Origin of the sequence: Pseudohongiella sp. (genome assembly GCF_040877505.1) — a bacterium.
Taxonomy (GTDB): Bacteria; Pseudomonadota; Gammaproteobacteria; order Pseudomonadales; family Pseudohongiellaceae; genus Pseudohongiella.
On the sequence record NZ_JBBDNQ010000032.1, the window covers coordinates 83,309 to 101,389 of the forward strand.

The following is an 18,081-nucleotide window of genomic DNA, read 5'->3' on the forward strand; positions in this document are numbered from 1 at the left end:
TTCGTGTCGGCAAACAATTCGTCCTGCGCTTCAGGTTCAGCCACAAGCCTACAGCCCCAACCATTCAATAAAATCCACTGACGCCTGGATCAACCGCGCCCGCGGCGTTTCCAGCAATGCTGCATGATCACCGCCGGCAAGCACGACCCACTGCTTGTTTGGATTGGCAATCTTCACAAAGAAGCGGGCATGTGCATCGGTGTTTGCCAGTGGGTCGAACTCGGCTTGTAACAACATCACAGGCACATCCAGTGCCTCACCATCCAGTGCGTTCCACTGATGCAACTGGTTCCAGTCAGCCCTGATCGGGTCTGCAGCAAGCGCTGCGTCTACAAAGGCAGCAATGGCAGCCTCACTGATGGATCCGGGCACAATAAAGTCAGAGGCCGCCGCTTCGGCAGTATTCTGGCGGCGCTCAGGTTCAGTCTGACCAGCGACAACTGGCACGTCTGCATCGGGGTCAGTGGGGTAACCAAACAGCGTGACACTGCGAATGGCCTGGGGAAAACGCTGGGCAGTCAGCTGTGCGACCATGGAGCCGTATGACCAGCCCCACACGTTAATCTTTTGCCCTGTGCGCTCCTGCAACCAGTCCAGTACCACCGCCAGATCCATGGCTGCCTTGTCGGGCGTGTGCCAGTCACTGGCATCGCGTGGCGTGCTGCCATAACCACGCGCATCCAAGGCCCAGACACTATAGCCAAGGGCGTTGAAGCCCGCCATCAGTGACAGATCTTCCCCGGGAACCTGCAAGTCAAAATCAGGCAGGGCGCTCCATGTGCGCCCGTGATGCAGCAGTATGTGGCCTTTCGGATCTGCCACAGATTTTTCCCAGAGCGCCATTGGATGCCCGTCTGAGTTGATGATATGTTTGGTTGGCAGCTGTTGAGCGAACGCTGTGACAGGCAAACCGAGGGTCAGGAATGCGATGAACAGAAAGCGAATTAGCAGTAGATTGGGCATGCCGGTTCCCTGTGGTTGTTTGCAAACAGATGCCTGCAGAATAGGATTTTTGAATGGCGAAGTCCAGATGCGGTGTGTCGGGCGGCGAGCAGGCGTGAAATCATTGGTAAAGATCCGGAGACAGCAATGACAAGAATAACAACGATCGTCACATTGGGCTGCGCCCTGCTTGCCGCTACCTTGGGGCATGCCCAGGCACTTGTCGACACCTTGCAGCCGGGTGCCAGGTATGTCGCTCTGGGTAGCTCATTTGCAGCGGGGCCTGGGGTACCTGAGCAGTTGGGCAACTGCGGTCGCTCAAGCCGCAACTACGCAAACCTGGTCGCCGAAGCGCTTGACCTGTCACTGGTTGACGTCAGTTGTAATGGTGCTACCACGGACAACATCCGCCATACGCCGCAGAACGGGGCGGCTCCGCAGATCGATGCTGTCACGGCTGACACGATGCTGGTCACCGTCACCATTGGTGGCAATGACATCCGCTACACGGCGTCGACATTTGCCTGCGCTGGCACGTCGGTAGAGGAAAACTGCACCGCCAATCTTAACCAGGACGCGATCAATGACGCGGTCAGTCAACTGCCCGCAAAACTTGCGGCAACCATTGAGGCCATCAGGGACAAAGCGCCCCAGGCCGCTGTTGTGCTGGTGACCTATCCCCGGGTATTTCCTGACGACGCCGTCAGTTGTGCGGAGCTGGAACTCAGTGCAGAAGATACGCGTTATCTGGCAGCGCTCGGGCAAACGCTTCAGGATATTTTTGTGAACGTGTCGGCCACACAACAGAATCTGATTGCCGATAGTTATGTGCTGGGCGAAGGTCATGGACCGTGCGCAGATCCCGTGACCGAGCGCTGGATTAACGGCAATGTTGTGGCGAGCAGTGGCGTTCGTTACCATCCCACCGCAGAGGGTTATGAGGAAATGGCACGCCTGGTGCTGGCGGCGCTGGGTCACCAGTGACAAGAGTCTTTTGCCGGTGAAAATGCACTACACCGGCGACCAAATATACCAGGCCGATGCAGCGCTGGGGCAAAAGCTCAGCGCTGCGATCGGGCTTGTACCGGACATCACTCTTCGCCGTCTTCCTCTTCGCCGTCTTCCTCTTCGCCGTCTTCTTCAGCACTGTCCTCTTCAGCACCACCAAGCCAGTCGGTCCGCACACGCTGAACCTGCTCACTGGCATCCTCATCCACCTCAAGTTCGTGATCGCCGCGTACCGGATTCAGTGTCACCGGTACGGTTTTTAACCTGCCATCACGAAACAGTGTGAACTCAACCTCATCGCCGGGGCTGTAACGCCTGAACAGGGCATCCAGGTTGCTGCCGATGCGGACCCCATCCAGCGCCATCAGTTCGTCACCGGCATTGATACCGGCGCGCCATGCTGCGCCATCCAGGCGGGGCGAAAACACCACCGGGGGATTACCGCGCAACGATGCATCAAGGGACACCTGGACCTCGGCCTCGCTGGTATCCTCGCGGTCGAGCACCCAGCCTATCGATTGCAGGGCGTCGGCCAGCGGCAGTGGCTGGGTGTCGTATACCCAGCCGTCCAGTTGTTCGGCCAATGCGTCACCGCCGGCCGCTGCCAGGCGCTCGCGAAAATCGGCATAGGTAAAACCACCGCCGCCCAGCGGGAAGTCGTCATACAGTGAGGTCATGACGGTATCCAGGCTGCGGCCGTCGTTACTCGCCCGACGAATTTCCAGGTCGAGCACAAGCCCCAGCAGTCCGCCCTGGCTGTAAAAGGACACCGTCCGGTTGGGTTTGTCCGGCGCCCGGTCGGCACCGCGGTGAAAACCTTTGGTCCAGGCCTCCAGGCTGGCGCGTGCCAGTGTGTCCTGACTGTAACCGGGCGCATCGACCACGCTGCTGATGGCATCGGCAAGCTGCTCACGATAATCCGCCACGGGTACCAGACCTGCGCGCACCGGCAGCAATTGATCGTAATAACTGGTCAGGCCTTCGGCGACCCAGAGCAGTTCCGTGTAATTGATATCCTGATAGTCATAGCGGTCGATAGCGGCCGGCCGGAAGCGCTTGACGTTCCAGGTGTGGAAAAACTCATGGGCCATGAGTCCCAGAAAGCCCTGCCAGCGATCCTCGTCCCAGAACGCGCGCGGGTCGGTATGGACCAGCGTGCTGTTGTAGTACTCGGTACCTCCACCCAGGCCGTCGCCGCTGTGCAGGATGAACAGGTAGTAGTCGGTCGGCAGGCCCCGGTCGGCGCTGGCAAACACCTCGGCCGTTGCTGTCACCAGGGCGCCCATATCATGGGCGAGTCGCTCTTCATCGCCATCCCAGATGCCGTGGATCAGAAAATCGATGGTCATGCCAGCCGCTTCAAAGGTGACCAGGTCGAAGGTGCCTGCCTCAATCGGTGAATCCACCAGACGATCATAATGCGGTGCGACAAAGCGACCCCGATCCGGCTGTTCCATGCCGCTGGCCGCCTGCCAGCCATCTGGCAGGTCGAGGGTAAGTTCTATGGGCAGGTCGCGAAGCTGATCAGCATAAACAAACACCGCGGCCGGGTTCAGAAAGGCATGCTCGCTATCGACATGGCGAGTACGGTCGTTCAGGCTGTTCGCATACACACGGTAGCGCACCACGACGTCTCCGGTACCTGAATCGGGCCTGCTGACCCGCCAGGACGACTTGGCGGTCTGCTCGAAAGCCAGCGCCTCGCCATTACCATCGCTGACCTCCAGGCCGGACACGGTGCCAACAAAGTCCAGCACCAGATACAGTCCGGAGCGCCACACGGGCAGATGGAAATCCAGCGTGTCTCCCGTCACCTCGCTGAATCGGGCCTCGATGGTCACCTGTTGCATGGCGCGCTCGGACAGGTCCACCCGGTAGCTGGTTTCAGCGGCGTTCACTGTCCAGCTCAGGCAGATCAGTACAACCGACAGCAGGGCCGCAGCCAGGGTTTTGCGTTCAGGGCTGACGTGTGTTTGTGTAACGTTCATAAACTATCCTCCGAAGTACCTGAAGGATAACCCAAAATCGGGTGTCCAGGCACGGCCCCATTTCATCGGCGAAGCAGTCTTGTCTGGCACCCGGAATGGTGGGAAGATGATCAGAACGAGTTTTTCGTTATACCATTCAGTAACGGTATTCACCTGTGCATTTGCCTGTTGCAGGAAATTTGCAGGGAATTTGCAGGGAATTTACAGGAAAACAGTCGTCGCCTGACCAGGCCAATTACAAGGAGATTAACCATGCCGGATCGCATGACAACACCACCAATCCTGATTCAATCCCGTCGTACTTCTGCCGACCAGACCCGAACAACTTCTCTTACTTTACGAGCTATACGAGGCGCCAGGTTCCTGATGGCATGGGCGTGTGCGCTCAGCGTTTCCGTGCTACTCATGCTGCCCATGCAGGCAGTCGCGCAGTTCATTTCTGATACCGTCCCCCCGGAGCAGCTTGAACAGTGGTTGCAGAGAATGTCGGTGCAATTGATTTATCCCGAGTCCATCGACGTGGGAGAGACCTTTGTGCTTCATGCCCATGTGCACAATGGCAATGAGCAGAGTGTGCTGGTCAGTATAGGCGTCCAGCAGGATGACGCCGACCTGTATGTTCTGCAACGGTGCCGCAATAACTGCGGCATATTAACGATTGAGCCCGGGCAGTCGCGCTATATCACGGTCGGCGAGATGTATTACGCCGATGCCACGCTGCAGCAGATGCCCAGCGTTACGATTGAGCCTGTGCTCGCAGTGATGCCAACTGACAGCGGGGTCAGTCTGCCCACGCCCTCCCGCACTCTGGACAGTGTTTCCATCGCCGTTGATAACCCGCCAGATTTGCCCGCACCCAACGCCGCTCTCTCGCCGGTACCGGAACGCCAGGCGCTGCAAGTGGCGGACCTGCGTGAACCTGATGACCAACTGCTGGTGCGTGACCCCAACACCGGCTACGACTGGATGCGCTTGCATGCAACCGTCGGCCTGCGCATGGAAGATGCGTTGCATGCACTGGCAACCGAAGACTACCTGCAGGGATTCCAGCTGGCCAGAGCGTCCCAGGTTGAGCAATTAGTGCTGAATTATCTGCACGCGGAGGGCCGGGCGGCACAAGCGTTAAGCATTCGCGCGCCCTCGGCAGATCATGAGTTTGGCGCCCCGCTTGCCGAGTTTATGCGGTTACTGGCCCCCGGCATATCGGCGACTGCACTGGCCGTGCACGGCGTCACCGCCGATGAGCCCGGCATCTGGGGCCACAATCTGCCCGTTGTCGGTGCCGCGAGTGTCTACGGATATGAAGGACCGCCCCAGACCGGAACGTATAGACGCGGCATCGGGCTTTTGACCACCCGGCATCCCGTGGTCGATAACGAAGGTGGCGCGATGACGATGCCCGGCTTCTGGCTGGTGCGCGGCGCGCCGGAACGGCAACGGGCCGACGACAGGGCCAGCTATCTGGATGACGAACTGCTCGTCCCGGTCTTGAAGATCGGTGACAACCTCTATCGCGCCGTGCTCGCCAACGTAGACAGCCAGCGGGGCATGTTCCGGGTGAGCAGCCTGACAGAACTCTCCTCAACCAACGATGCACCAGTGACTGACAATGCCGCGAGCTTCGACGAAAGCAGCGGGCTGCTGATGCTGCCCGACCTTGTGCTGATGCAGGCCGACGGCACCGAATCGGCCGCTAGCGCAACTTTTCGCCTGATGCCCGAAACCGAACCCCCGGCCTTTGAACTGATCAGTCTGGAAGAGTAGTAAAAGTAGATGAACCATACTAGCCACCCGTTATTCGTGCTGACGCACGATAAAACTGTTAGGCGTTTAAACTCGAACATAAGGAGCATCCTAACATGAAACGCCATAGTTACATCCTGCTGCCCACAATCGTTTCCTTGCTGAGTTTTGGTACAGCCCATGCACAGGTAGTAATCTCAGAACCCCCGGAAACAACGATGTTCCCTGAACCTGCAGAGTACTGCTTCGCGCAGACATCTCTGCATAGAGAATACACTGAGGGAGGATTTAATCTCCGTCTCAATCATCATTTAATCATCGCCAACGAAAATCAAACCAAAGCCGGCGATATATTTGTTGGAGCTCGATTCAAAAGTAATCCAGATGAATTATGGCTGCTCAGTGGAAATATATGGAGAAATGCCGAGGACACGACGGTAAATTGGCCCTCAGTGTACTATCGCTTTGACAATCAATTGCCACCAATAGTACGCGTGTCACTATCTTATGACCCAGCGATGGTCGGCGCATCCGGAGATGGAGAAATTTTGATCGGCTATGGGTTGAGGACTGAAAGCAATCCCACGCCCGAAGCTTTTCAGGAATCGTTTGATGAGATGGTGCATAGTCAGCGTTATAGCGTTCTATGGGAATTTAAGTCAGAAAAGAAGCCGTTCCCTGGTGAGTTGCATGTTGAGGACTCCACGATTTGCCTTAAGGCAACGCAGATGGAGAGAACCGTGCATAAGCAACTGTGATCTCTCGGTTTGTCAGCCAATCGAAAAGTGACTAATCCACTGTTTTTGTCAGGCGCACTGCGGCGTAGATGCCCCGAATTTGGATCAGCACAATGATCAACCTGAAATTCATACTGGTTTTTTTCTGGGCGCTTCAGGTTGCGCGCTGTACCACGGAATACGATGAGTTTGACTTGATTATTGAAGAAGGCCTGGATGCAGATGCAGTTGCGGCATTCCTGGATACGCGCAGGCGAGATTACGGTTTTATGACGTGTGACGAACTGGAAAAGCGCCCCGGGTCTCCTGAACGAACATGCTTCAAAGAAAATTCACGAGGTGCCTTCCTGGGGATAGTTAATGATGGGGCCTTTATGCTCGGTATGGGATCAAGCGATGTGATCTATCTGATAGAGATTGGCCCGGAGAACAAGGTCGTGAATATAGATCTGGATGACATTCATACATTTTTATAGCTGGCTCAACGAGCTTTGCACTGCCCAGCCCGAGACATATAAACCGGCACCAAAAACGGTATGTGTGATAAGGCTCTGCACTCGGGCGGCGGCCGGGTTTTTTGTTCGGGAGGCGGCAATGCCGGCACCCATGCCTGGCTGCATCAACAGGAAGGGGGCGGCAACGGTACTGATGCCAACCGTGAGCGCCGGACCTATCGTTGGATTGTAAACCCATGAGTCCCCCCAGATACCGATCAATATGGCAGCGAATGCGATGCCTGTCAGGTAGTGGGCCGTCCACCCAAGGATACGTTCGCCGCGCACGGCAGATGATGCGGCAATAGCGTCATGCAGGAACTGCCCATGAACCATGTGGGCCAGCCAGCGTCCTACCATGCCGTAGTCTGGGGGTGCGATGCTGAGCAGAGATTTACGTACGATGCTCCACAAGTCCATCACTGCGGTAGCGCCAATGCCGATGATTAGTACGAATACCAGGTTGTTCATGGTTTCCTCCTTAGGTTGTCTTGATCTGGAACTGGTGATAGCGTACAACTTGAAGTCGACTTGAGGTCAAGGGCTGATCATGGATATCGCAGAAGTAGCCAAACGTTCTGGTGTGCCGGCCTCGACGTTGCGCTTTTATGAGGACAAAGGGCTGATAAACTCCATTGGCCGACACGGATTGCGCCGGGTTTTCAGCGCTAACATACTGGAGCGGCTGGCGCTGATTGCGCTGGGGCGTGCGGCGGGGTTTTCGCTGGATGAAATCGCCCCGATGTTGGGGTCAACCAAGGGCAAACCAGACATTGACCGGGCAATGCTGGTCAGTAAGGCAGATGAACTCGATAAAACCATCAAAAAGCTGACAGCGATGCGAGACGGTCTTCGGCATGCGGCCGTTTGTTCTGCGCCAAGCCATATGGAATGTCCGACGTTTCGCCGTCTGCTTGGATTGGCTGCTTATGGGGCCATTAGTAGTGACGGTGTGCGGACGTTTCCACAAAAGCAGCGTAGTAAAAAGACGTTGCCCAGGGCAAGGTAACGCGTCCGATTTAGTGGACACCTTGAGCTGATCATTCAGGAAGTCCTCAGAGATTCTGCATTCCCGCCACCGCCATGGAATAATCCATTTGCTCCCCTTGCCACCGGGTGATGGCAGTGAACTCATTGATATCCAGGCCCATGTGTTGATGCTGGCGTTCAATCGCCAGACGCTCGGCATCGGGCGCCTGGTCACTAAACAGTTCACTGAACTGTTTGCCAAATTGAGGAAACAGCGCCTGCGGCAATACCTGTTGACCCGGCCGACGAAACTCAATGTTGCCTGAGCCATGATTGATCAGTTCAAAATTCTGTTCATGCACCAATCGATGATGACGTCGGCACAAGAGCACCAGGTTCTCCAGGCGGGTCTCGCCGCCATCGCACCAGTGATGGATGTGGTGCGCGTCAACAAATCGTGTTTCGGTGCAGCCTGGAAAGCGACAGCCACAATCGCGGCGGGTGAGTGCGCGCCGCATCGCTGGTGAGATACTGCGCGTCTTGCGGCCGACATTGAGCACATTGCCTTCTTTGTCTTCCAGCACCGTCAGTAGCCCTGTATCACAGGCCAGTCGGCGGGCGATGGCGGGGGACAGGAAAGGGCCCTGTTCGATGCTGCAGTGGTGAGCGGCGCCCTGGTTGAGTGAATCCTTTTCAATATGGATTACCAGCTGATGGCGCTGTGGCGGTGACAGTGGCGTCAGGTCGCTCGCGCTGTTCAGAAAGCTTTGTTCTGCCAACAGCATCAGTGCATCAGCACGTTTCTGGGGAAAGGTATCTGCTTCTGACGCTAGCGAATCCGCTGGCGTTTCCGCGGAAACGTCTTGTTCTGATACCGGTGCCTGGTGGGCAGAAAACGTTTCCGCTGAAACGTTTTTCGGACCGCTCTCAATGTCTCTTTCAAGGTCTCTTTCAAAGTCGCTTTCTAAGTCATTTTCTTCATCCGATGGTTGCAGCTGCGCAAACGCGCCGTCCAACGCCTTGATAAACATCGCACCATCTTCCGGCGTCAACCGGCCGCGTATCACAAGCATGCCATCGTCGTCGTAGTGCCAGTGCAGCTCCCGACCGGCAAACTGGGCAGCGGCTGTATCCCCATCGGTATTCTTTCCCTGGTTCTGCATCAGCCGTTGTGATCGCTGATATTTGCGCACCAGCATTTCCATATGTTGCGCGGTACCGTGACGGGCAATGTTCAGCAGGTAAGCTTCGTTTTGCGGCGTGGCGCTGCGGGTCATGGCGCGTACCTTGGAGTAACTGATGGCGCCGCTGGCGAAGGCGGCATCAATTTGCGGCAACTCTGCCAGACACTTTGCGACGCGTACTTTCTCCCGGGCGGCGCCCAGATCAATGCCGCAATAATAATTGAGCCAGTGCGCCGGCGACTTGATGCCGCCGCCATCGCCCCAGGCGTTGCGTTCAACAAGTGCGGCCAGCAGTTTCAAAAAGCGATGCTGGGCGGCGTTGATATGACCGGCCAGGGTGGTGATGGCAACGACCAGTTCGTCGTTGTTGGATGGAATGTCGGAAGGAATGTCGACGGGGATGTCGATGCCAGTTTGGGGGCAGTGTTGGTTAAGGGTGGTGGCGTTCATATTGACACTCCGGGCCATGAATTAAAGCTGTATGGATGTACAGTATTATAGCGCTATCTGACTGTTCTATCTATGCTATTTCCATGTTTTATTGTGGCCTGGCAGCACTCTGCGGCGTCAGCTTTGGTGTTGGCTTTTGTTGTCGTGTTGACCATGGTTTGCCTTATGGCCATTGGACAGGATCACTGAATAGGGGTAACGTTGATCTCCCAAGTTAGAACAACAATGACGTGCTTTTAGGGAGTAGGATAATGAAAAAAAGAAGATCCCTGTTTACCCTGGCAATCGTGGCGATGCTGTCGCTGCTTGCCATACCGGCCAGTGTGCTGGCCCAGCCGAATATTCAACCTGCGGAACCGTTCAAGGTCGGCACCTTTGCTGTGGGCAATGAGCAGTTTGCCGGGTTGGTGATGCGTGATGATTCCCTGATTGTGGATCTGGTCGAAGCCAACAAGGCGCTGGAGCTGATGCCTGAGTACCCTGGCGTCGACATGCCCGGTGATGTGCTGGGGCTGATCGAACGCTATGAATACGGATTGAAGTACCGGGTCTACGAAATCGTTAATGCGTTGGTCCAATCTGGCCTGTTAAATGGCAACGACCATCCTGACTACATCCACGCCGTTGAGGATGTGGATATCCGTGCGCCGATCCAGTACCCCAGTAAGATCATGAACGCGGCGGTCAACTTCTACACCCACGCCTGCGAAGGCTGCACCGAAGAACAACTGGCCGAGCGCACCCGTGAGCGCCGGGAAAACCGCGGCGTCCCCTACCTGTTCCTGAAACCGACCCGTGGCGCAGTTATCGGTGACGGCGAAAACGTGATCATGCCTTATGGCCGTGACGAGATTGAATACGAGGTCGAGATGGCCATTGTTTTTGGTCGTTCAGGTAAGTATATCTCCGCCGCTCGCGCCTATGACCACGTCTTTGGTTACATGGTGGCGATGGATATCTCTGACCGGGGCGGGCGTCCACCGGGCGGCTTCAGCTCCGGTCTGGACTGGTTTGTAGGCAAGGGTCACGACACCTTTGCTCCGCATGGCCCCTGGATTGTGCCGAAGGAGTTCTACGGCGACCCCATGGATCGGCTGCATCAGATCACAGTGGTTGATGGCGTTACCGTCCAGGAAGCCAGGGCCGGCGACATGATCCACAACATTCCGGAACTGATCGAGTATGCGTCTTCACTGATCACATTGTTCCCTGGCGATGTGCTGCAGAGCGGCACCTCCGGCGGTACCGGTTCAGGCCGGGTTGAGCGTGCGACGGGTTCCGGTTATCTGATCGATGGCGAAACCATCAGTGCGAGTATTGAGGGGATCGGGACGCTGACGCACCGCGTTGTACGTGAGCAGAGTGTGCCGGATGATCTGTCCGGGGCGCAGTTGCCGCCAACCAGCACGTATCGGGACTGATAACGCACGGAGATCGATGCCGCAAAGGTTAAAAACCGAAGCCCTGGCGCCTGTCGCCGGGGCTTTTTTTGTCAGGAGAAAAACCTTAATATTCAACGTTTTTACCCTGGCAGGGTATTGAAAAACGTTTTCGAGGCAGCCAGTGCGAGGCAAAAACAGGCGAGAAAGCGCAGTTTACACGGAGTAAATGAGCATTTAGAGGCTGTTTTTAACGAAGCAATGGCAACGCAGATAGTTTTACAGCCTGCTGGGCAGGCACGGCCTTGTGAGGACACAACAATGCAGAATGAAGACGAGCCCTGGCGGACGTTGTGCGGAAAGCGATCCGGCCTCCTGAACTGGTGTGTTCCTGGTAACGGGATGTACCTGTTTTTTCTGTCTTTGCTGTTGGCCGTTGCACTGCTGTCATCATCCAGCCATGCGCAGACCGGTGCTGCCAGTAGCGACACCCGGCCTGCGGTGTTGGCAAGCCGGATGCCGGCCGACATGGATGTGCAACTTGACGGCTTTCTGGACGAGGAAGTCTGGGCGCTGGCGCAACCCATCACGGAATTCCGCCAGCAGGAGCCCGTCGAAGGCGGCGTGCCCAGCGAGCCGACGGCAATCCGCATTCTGTATGACGACGAGGCTTTGTACATCGGTGCGATGATGTACGATTCTGATCCTGACGGCATCCTGGCCTACCAGCTGCAACGTGATGCCGGGCTGGGTACCGATGACCGCTTTATGTGGATCATCAGCACCTTCGATGACAATCGCACCGGGTACTTCTTCGAGACCAACCCGGCCGGCCTGCTGGGTGACGGTCTGATCGAAGGCGGTGGCGGTTTCAACAAGCGCTGGAATGGCCTCTGGAATATCAGGACCGCCATCCAGGCTGACGGCTGGTCTGTGGAAGTGCGTATACCGTTTGCAACGCTGAATTTCGACCCGTCGCTGGAGGCCTGGGGGATCAATTTCCAGCGCACCATCCGGCGCTATAACGAAGAGATTCTGTGGAATGGCTGGCGGCGCACCGAAGGATTGTTCCGCCCTGTGTATACCGGGCGGTTGCTGGGCCTGAGCGGCCTCAGCCAGGGCCGGGGCATTGAACTCAAACCCTTTGTTAATGCGTCCTCGAACCGGGGTCCGGCAGCAGGTGCCAACAGTGGCGAAGATGCCAAAGTCGGCATTGATATCACCTATTCACTGACGCCATCGCTGCGCGGTGCGCTGACGCTGAACACGGATTTTGCTGAAGTGGAAGTTGATAACCGCCAGGTCAATCTCACCCGTTTCCCACTGCGTTTCCCTGAACAGCGTGAGTTCTTTCTGGAAGGCTCCGGTGTGTTCTCATTCAACTGGGCTGATCCGTTCTTCAGTCGCCGGATTGGTCTTGTGGAAGGCCAGGAAGTGCCGATCAGCTTCGGCGCACGTCTGGGCGGCCAGGTGGGTGACTACGAAGTGGGTCTTTATCAGGTGCGTACTGACGATATCACGCTGGAAAACCGCGACGGTACGGCGCGCCCCTGGGCCGCTGAGGACTTTACCGTGGCACGGGCGAAACGCCGCCTGTTCCAGCAATCACACGTCGGGTTGATCTATACCCGACGTGCCTCGGACGGCATTACCGGTGATGAGATGCTGGCTGACCGCCACACCGTGGGTGCCGATTTCGACTTCTACACCTCGCAGTTTCTGGGTCAGTACAACGCCCAGTTTGAAGGTTTCCTGGCGTACCACACCGACCCGGTCGAGGGCGGTGACCTGACCTCATCCAGCCGACGCTCTCGCGGCGTGCGCTGGTCGTTCCCGAACGATCTGATTCGACTGCATTCATCGCACCGGGAATTTGGCGAGGAGTGGGATCCGGCCGTTGGGTTTGCCGACCGCCGCGGTTTCCGGCGCCATCAGCCCACGCTGACGTTTGCGCCCCGGCCGCAGGGTTGGGAATCCATCCGTCAGACTGAACACCAGATTTATTATGAACACCTGACGGATCTGGACAATCGGCTGCTGACACGCAATATCGATATCACCCCGTTGCAGATAAACTTTGAAAGCGGGGACGAGGTGTCTGTTGAAGTCGGACGCAACTTTGAACGTCTCGACAGCGTATTTACCATTTATGGCAGTGGTGATGAGGCCATCCGTATTCTGCCCGGTGATTATTATTCTGACAGATGGTCCGCCCGCGTCGAGACCACCGGCCGCCGGATGCTGTCCGGTGAGCTGGAGTTCGAACACGCCGGTTTCTGGGGCGGGCACCGCGACAGTATTGAACTGTCCGGTACCATCCGCCCGCGCATTGGCGTCTCACTGTCAGCCAACTATCAGCGCAACGAGGTGACTCTGCCGCAGGGCGATTTTGACACCAACCTGCTGCGCCTGACCTGGGCCTGGAACCTGAGCCCCTGGACCGCCATCACCGGCAACGTGCAGTATGATGACCTGTCGGAGGTGGTGGGTGTTTATGCGCGTCTGCGCTGGATCATACAGCCGGGCAATGACGTCTTCCTGGTCTGGAGCAACAACTGGTTATATGACGATGGGCCGCTGCGCGACAGCCGGTTTACGACACTGTCGAGGGGCGGTGCGTTGAAGGTGAACTACACCTTCCGGTTTTAAGTGAACGCGCGGGCACTCCTGCATGCCAAGCGCAAGCTGGGACGCAAGCTTTAGAAGTTAGTCACAAGGGTGATGATGGCCGCAACCGGTTGATATCGCGCCCCGGCGGGTTGCCGAACATGCGGGTATACTCCCGGCTGAACTGCGACGCACTTTCGTAACCGACGCGGTAGGCGGTGCTGGCCGCATCCATGTGGGCGAAGGCCATCAGGCTGCGAGCTTCCACTAGCCTGATGGATTTCTGGAACTGCAGCGGGCTCATGCTGGTCACGGATTTAAAATGTGCGTGGAAGGATGACGTGCTCATGTCCGCAAGCCTGGCCAGTTCATCCACGGTCACGGGCAGGTGGTAGTCACTGCGTAGCTTATTTATTGCCACAGAAATACGCTGCATGGGACTGCCTTTGAGAAAGATCTGGGCAATTGCTGAGCCATAATCGCTGCGTAATATGCGGTAGTGAATCTCGCGCAACATGGGCTCGGCGAGGATGGGAATATCGTCAGGCGTGTCCAGAAGTTTTACCAGACGACACACACTTTCCGCCATGGCAGCATCCACTTTTCCAATAAACAGACCCCGATCCGAGCGTTTGCTGGCTACGGCTGAAGTCTCCATATGGACAAGTAAATCGTAAATCTGCTTGATATCGATATCCACCTTGACGACAAGGTAGGGTCGGGCTTCTGACGCTTCAACGACGGTCCCGATAATGGGCAGGTTGACTGTAGCGATAAGAAACTCCATGGCGCCGTAGCGGTACACATCCTTGCCCAATAGGACGTCCTTGCGTCCCTGCACAATGATGCACAGGGAGGGTTCGTAGACCGCCGGCATCATGGTGTTGCGCTGGGTGATCCGGTAAAACGAGAGCGTGGGTATGGCCGAGGTATTGGCGCCCTCAGTGTCAGTAAACCGGTTTGCCAGGCTCACCAGTTCGCTTTTGATTGCATCTGCCATCTTGTTCCACGCTCCGGTGCCAGTACTGTTTTTTATTATAGGTTCTTGGAAGAGAGATGCTACTAAAAGTATTGTTGCCTGGAGAATCAGGCAATCATCCCGGACGTTTATGTATACCGGAAAATGACCTGCCCAACTACCATGGCCTGCATCGGATATCTCCGTGTAATGCAATCAACGTGACAATAAGGGAGCAGGTTTATGTCAGCGACAAACAGAAAGGTTATTCTGGTTACCGGTGCCAGCAGCGGCATCGGTGAAGCAACCGCCAGAGCATTGGCCGGCGCCGGGCACACTGTCATTCTTGGTGCGCGGCGCAAGGACAGGCTTGATGCACTGAAGGATGAAATCACTGCTGCGGGCGGCAGCGCCTCTGCATATGCTCTGGACGTAACCTCGCGTGAAAATTTCGAAGCAGTGGTAGCGGATGTCACACAGGCGTTTGGTTGCGTTGATGTCCTTGTTAACAACGCAGGCCTGATGCCGTTGGCGCCAATGGCTGCGCTCAAGGTTGATGAGTGGGACACGATGATCGACGTCAATATCCGGGGTGTGCTGAATGGCATTGCTGCGGTACTTCCCCTGATGCAGGCGCGTGGACAAGGTCATGTGGTGAATACGGCCTCAATTGCCGCGCACGCCGTGTTCCCCACGGCCGCCGTATACTGTGCCACCAAGCACGCGGTACTGGCGATCTCCAATGGGCTGCGACTTGAAAACAACAGGATCCGGGTCACCACGATATCCCCGGGTGTGGTGGAGAGTGAACTGGCGCGCACGACAACTGACAGGGCCGCCCGGGAGTGGCTGGAGGATTTCCGTAAAACCGCGTTGAAACCCGAAGCCATTGCCAGTGCAATTGCGTATGCCATTGACCAGCCGGCGGACGTTAACGTCGATGAGATCATTGTGCAGCCGACCTCAGCGACTCACTGATCCGCCGAGGCGTCGTCGGCGCCGGGTAGTCGTTACCCGGCCCCTGGGACACGCTGCCTTGATAGTGCGATGAACGCTGGTGACAGGGAGGAGGCATTCTCCTACACTCCGATACATGCTGAAGATCGCGCTCACAGACAGAGACGCAGCTTCAAATCAGGTATCTGACAGGGGAACACACATGCGTTATCTTGCGATTGCTTTTATTGGTTTACTGTTTGCCGGCACGGCGTCGGCGCAGTCCGCAAACACCACAACAGCGGACGGCCGGGAAGTTGTGCCGTTGCCGCCCATCACCATCTACCATCTTGAGGCGCGTCGCTCGGAACGCATCGTGTGGTTGATGGAAGAGCTGGGATTCCCCTATGAACTGGAATTTGTGCGCGGCAACCTGGGTGCATCGCTGATGGCGATTCGCGAGGCGAACCCCGACATGCCGGTGGCACCCACGGTGATTTACGGTGATCTGATTCTGGTGGAGTCAGGTGCCATTATTGATGTGATTCTGAATCGCCATGCGCCGGACAGACTGCAACCGCCTGTGCACAGCCCGGACTATCCCTATCATCAGATCTGGATGCACTACGCGGAAGGCTCGCTTGCCGCGCGCATGGGCATTGACTATCGTGTGTGGCAGTTGCAACCACCCGAGCGGCGTTCACCACTGCGCAATATCCAGGACACCATGCAGTTTGCCGAGGATTTTCTGGGGCGTCATCCCTACTTTGGTGGTTCGGAATTTACCGCGGCTGACATCATGATGCACTTCCCGATCAACTACAGTTTCCTGATCAATGTTGTGGACCAGAGCCGATTCCCCAACATCAATGAGTGGATGCAGCGGGTTGAGTCGCGCCCGGCTTACCAGCGCATGGCTGAAGTGTCCAAGCCCGATGGCATGCCCAGTCCGCCAGAGCCGCTGCCCGACAGCGCCCGCCCGCCACGCGATTAGTGACGGTGGCGGTCGCATGGCAAGGGCAATCGGAGCTATCGTCAACCGATTACGCCTGGTTTTGACCGCAAGCGGTGTCAGGGGTATGGTAGTGTCATAAGCAGGTCTATCATACCGGAGGCAATGTGCCTGAATTCGTAGCGCCAGTTGCAGAATGGGGTGTGGCTGTCATCGAGATAGTCGGCATCCTGATTATCGGCGTATTTGCCATTTACGCGTTGATGGTTGGCCCGGTTCTGTTGCTACGACAGGGCAAGGCCGATTTAATATTCCGCGAGATCCGGCAAACGCTGGGGCGGGGCATTTTGCTGGGACTGGAGTTCCTGGTGGCGGCGGACATTATTCATACCGTTGCCATCGAGCTGACCCTTGAAAGCGTATTGACGTTGGCACTTGTTGTGCTCATACGCACCTTTCTCAGCTTCGCGCTGGAAGTGGAGTTGACGGGACGCTGGCCCTGGCACGGTGAGGATCACAGAGACACTGAGAACTGAGTCCCATTAATGTACTGATTCTCATTGACGCATAGTACACCCCGTCAGGATTCACCCATGTTCACCATCGGTTACGCCACCAAACCCATTGCCACGTACATTGAGCAGTTGCAGCAACATGGCGTTACCGTGGTGGCTGATGTCCGTTCGGTGCCCTACAGCAAGGTGTTTTTTGACTACCACCAAGAGGCGCTGAGGCAGCATCTGCAGCAGGCCGGGCTGCGTTATGTGTACCTGGGTGATGAGCTGGGTCCGCGCTCAAAGGATCCGGCGCATTATGACAACAGTCAGCAGGTGCAGTTTGACCGTCTGATGCAGGCACCGTTATACAAATCCGGTGTGCAGCGGCTGTTTGATGGCGTTGATAAAGGCTTTTGTATTGCCATGACCTGCGCCTGCAAAGATCCGGCGATCTGTCACCGTAGTTTGTTAGTTGGTTGGTCATTGATGCATCATTATGACTGCGAGCTGCAACACATTACCCATGACGGCGCACTGGAGTCACAGTCGGCGCTGGAGCAGCGCTTGATGACGCTCACCGATACCGTGCCCGATCTGCTGGCGGGCGAGGCGGCGGCACTGCAACTGGCGTATCAGCAGCAGTGCCGGGCGTGTGCCTATCGTCGGCATTCCTGAAGCAAATCCGCCAGCGCCGCTGATCCCAGTTTGTTCATGGCGTCTATGTTGCGCTCGGGGATCTGTTCCGGGTCCGGGTAGTTGGCGAGGACCGCCTCCAGGCTGTCTTCGCGCAACAGCTGCAGGGTTGGCCAGGGCGCGCGGTTGGTATAATTCTCCGCGTCGTAGGGTTCGGTGCCGGCAAATTGATAGTCGGGGTGGAAGCTGGCGAACTGAAATCGACCACTCCAGCCAAGGTTGTCCAGCAGGGCATCGGCCAGATCCAGAAAATCGTTGTAGTCGAGAAAATCACCCAGCATCTCTGTGATCACAATCAACGTGGTTTCCGTTGCCGTCGGCGGTTGTGCGTCGAGCCACAGAAGTTGCCTCTGTAACTCTTCCAGCAGTGCCTCATCATTGCGTGCATCACTGACCACGATTTTTACCTGCCCCCCTTCAACCGGCTGGCGGGCAAAGGGGCACAGATTCATGCCCACCACGAAGCGGGCAATCCACTCTCGCATCTGGGCTTCGATGTCGGCGTTTTTTTTATCGGTGTTTTTGTTCATAGCCATGTTTCTCT

Annotated in this window: 17 protein-coding genes; 11 read left to right on the forward strand and 6 right to left on the reverse strand. The window is 56.7% G+C overall.

The window, feature by feature from the left end; all coding sequences use genetic code 11:
- Window positions 1–48 precede the first annotated feature (48 nt).
- Complete coding sequence (locus tag WD071_RS11610; protein WP_368048545.1) at window positions 49–963, reverse strand: alpha/beta hydrolase; 915 nt, start codon at window positions 961–963, stop codon at window positions 49–51.
- Window positions 964–1,089: 126 nt separating this feature from the next.
- Between WD071_RS11610 and WD071_RS11615 the strand changes: the two genes are divergently transcribed.
- Window positions 1,090–1,926: an SGNH/GDSL hydrolase family protein gene (locus tag WD071_RS11615; protein ID WP_368048546.1), complete on the forward strand. Its 837-nt coding sequence runs from the start codon at window positions 1,090–1,092 to the stop codon at window positions 1,924–1,926.
- A 107-nt stretch (window positions 1,927–2,033) separates the two neighbouring features.
- Here WD071_RS11615 and WD071_RS11620 read toward each other — a convergent pair whose 3' ends face one another.
- Window positions 2,034–3,938, reverse strand: coding sequence for a M61 family metallopeptidase (locus tag WD071_RS11620; protein WP_368048547.1), 1,905 nt, complete (start codon window positions 3,936–3,938; stop codon window positions 2,034–2,036).
- 252 nt (window positions 3,939–4,190) lie between these two features.
- Here WD071_RS11620 and WD071_RS11625 point away from each other — a divergent pair, with 252 nt between their 5' ends.
- From WD071_RS11625 to WD071_RS11635, 3 genes are all read left to right on the forward strand, one after another.
- A complete protein-coding gene (locus WD071_RS11625) occupies window positions 4,191–5,702 on the forward strand; it encodes a hypothetical protein (protein ID WP_368048548.1) in 1,512 nt (503 codons plus the stop codon).
- Between the two features lie 95 nt (window positions 5,703–5,797).
- Complete coding sequence (locus tag WD071_RS11630; protein WP_368048549.1) at window positions 5,798–6,439, forward strand: hypothetical protein; 642 nt, start codon at window positions 5,798–5,800, stop codon at window positions 6,437–6,439.
- Between the two features lie 92 nt (window positions 6,440–6,531).
- On the forward strand, window positions 6,532–6,894 hold the full coding sequence (locus WD071_RS11635) for a hypothetical protein (RefSeq protein ID WP_368048550.1): 363 nt from the start codon (window positions 6,532–6,534) through the stop codon (window positions 6,892–6,894).
- Here the strand turns inward: WD071_RS11635 and WD071_RS11640 are convergent.
- Window positions 6,889–7,383 (reverse strand): DUF2938 domain-containing protein, encoded by a 495-nt coding sequence (locus WD071_RS11640; protein WP_368048551.1) that lies wholly within the window; start codon window positions 7,381–7,383, stop codon window positions 6,889–6,891. The genes WD071_RS11635 and WD071_RS11640 overlap by 6 nt on opposite strands.
- 79 nt (window positions 7,384–7,462) lie before the next feature.
- Between WD071_RS11640 and WD071_RS11645 the strand changes: the two genes are divergently transcribed.
- Window positions 7,463–7,921, forward strand: coding sequence for a helix-turn-helix domain-containing protein (locus WD071_RS11645; RefSeq protein ID WP_368048552.1), 459 nt, complete (start codon window positions 7,463–7,465; stop codon window positions 7,919–7,921).
- Between the two features lie 46 nt (window positions 7,922–7,967).
- Here the strand turns inward: WD071_RS11645 and WD071_RS11650 are convergent, their stop codons facing one another.
- The gene (locus tag WD071_RS11650) at window positions 7,968–9,515 is read right to left on the reverse strand and encodes a DUF222 domain-containing protein (RefSeq protein ID WP_368048553.1); all 1,548 of its coding nucleotides are present in this window, start codon (window positions 9,513–9,515) and stop codon (window positions 7,968–7,970) included.
- Window positions 9,516–9,766: 251 nt separating this feature from the next.
- Here WD071_RS11650 and WD071_RS11655 point away from each other — a divergent pair, with 251 nt between their 5' ends.
- The gene (locus WD071_RS11655; protein ID WP_368048554.1) at window positions 9,767–10,936 is read left to right on the forward strand and encodes a fumarylacetoacetate hydrolase family protein; all 1,170 of its coding nucleotides are present in this window, start codon (window positions 9,767–9,769) and stop codon (window positions 10,934–10,936) included.
- A gap of 360 nt (window positions 10,937–11,296) precedes the next feature.
- Window positions 11,297–13,543 (forward strand): DUF5916 domain-containing protein, encoded by a 2,247-nt coding sequence (locus WD071_RS11660; RefSeq protein WP_368048555.1) that lies wholly within the window; start codon window positions 11,297–11,299, stop codon window positions 13,541–13,543.
- Between the two features lie 61 nt (window positions 13,544–13,604).
- Here the strand turns inward: WD071_RS11660 and WD071_RS11665 are convergent, their stop codons facing one another.
- Entirely contained in the window at window positions 13,605–14,501 is an 897-nt protein-coding gene (locus WD071_RS11665; RefSeq protein ID WP_368048556.1) for an AraC family transcriptional regulator, read from the reverse strand.
- A 201-nt stretch (window positions 14,502–14,702) separates the two neighbouring features.
- Here WD071_RS11665 and WD071_RS11670 point away from each other — a divergent pair, with 201 nt between their 5' ends.
- The 4 genes from WD071_RS11670 to WD071_RS11685 all read left to right on the forward strand — a co-directional run bounded on the left by WD071_RS11670 (window position 14,703) and on the right by WD071_RS11685 (window position 17,519).
- Window positions 14,703–15,437 (forward strand): SDR family oxidoreductase, encoded by a 735-nt coding sequence (locus WD071_RS11670; RefSeq protein WP_368048557.1) that lies wholly within the window; start codon window positions 14,703–14,705, stop codon window positions 15,435–15,437.
- 181 nt (window positions 15,438–15,618) lie between these two features.
- Window positions 15,619–16,389, forward strand: a complete 771-nt coding sequence (locus WD071_RS11675) for a glutathione S-transferase family protein (protein ID WP_368048558.1) — start codon at window positions 15,619–15,621, stop codon at window positions 16,387–16,389.
- Window positions 16,390–16,514: 125 nt separating this feature from the next.
- Complete coding sequence (locus WD071_RS11680; protein WP_368048559.1) at window positions 16,515–16,883, forward strand: DUF1622 domain-containing protein; 369 nt, start codon at window positions 16,515–16,517, stop codon at window positions 16,881–16,883.
- Between the two features lie 57 nt (window positions 16,884–16,940).
- Complete coding sequence (locus WD071_RS11685) at window positions 16,941–17,519, forward strand: DUF488 family protein (RefSeq protein ID WP_368048560.1); 579 nt, start codon at window positions 16,941–16,943, stop codon at window positions 17,517–17,519.
- Here WD071_RS11685 and WD071_RS11690 read toward each other — a convergent pair.
- The gene (locus WD071_RS11690; RefSeq protein ID WP_368048561.1) at window positions 17,501–18,067 is read right to left on the reverse strand and encodes a DUF1415 domain-containing protein; all 567 of its coding nucleotides are present in this window, start codon (window positions 18,065–18,067) and stop codon (window positions 17,501–17,503) included. The genes WD071_RS11685 and WD071_RS11690 overlap by 19 nt on opposite strands.
- Window positions 18,068–18,081 lie beyond the last annotated feature (14 nt).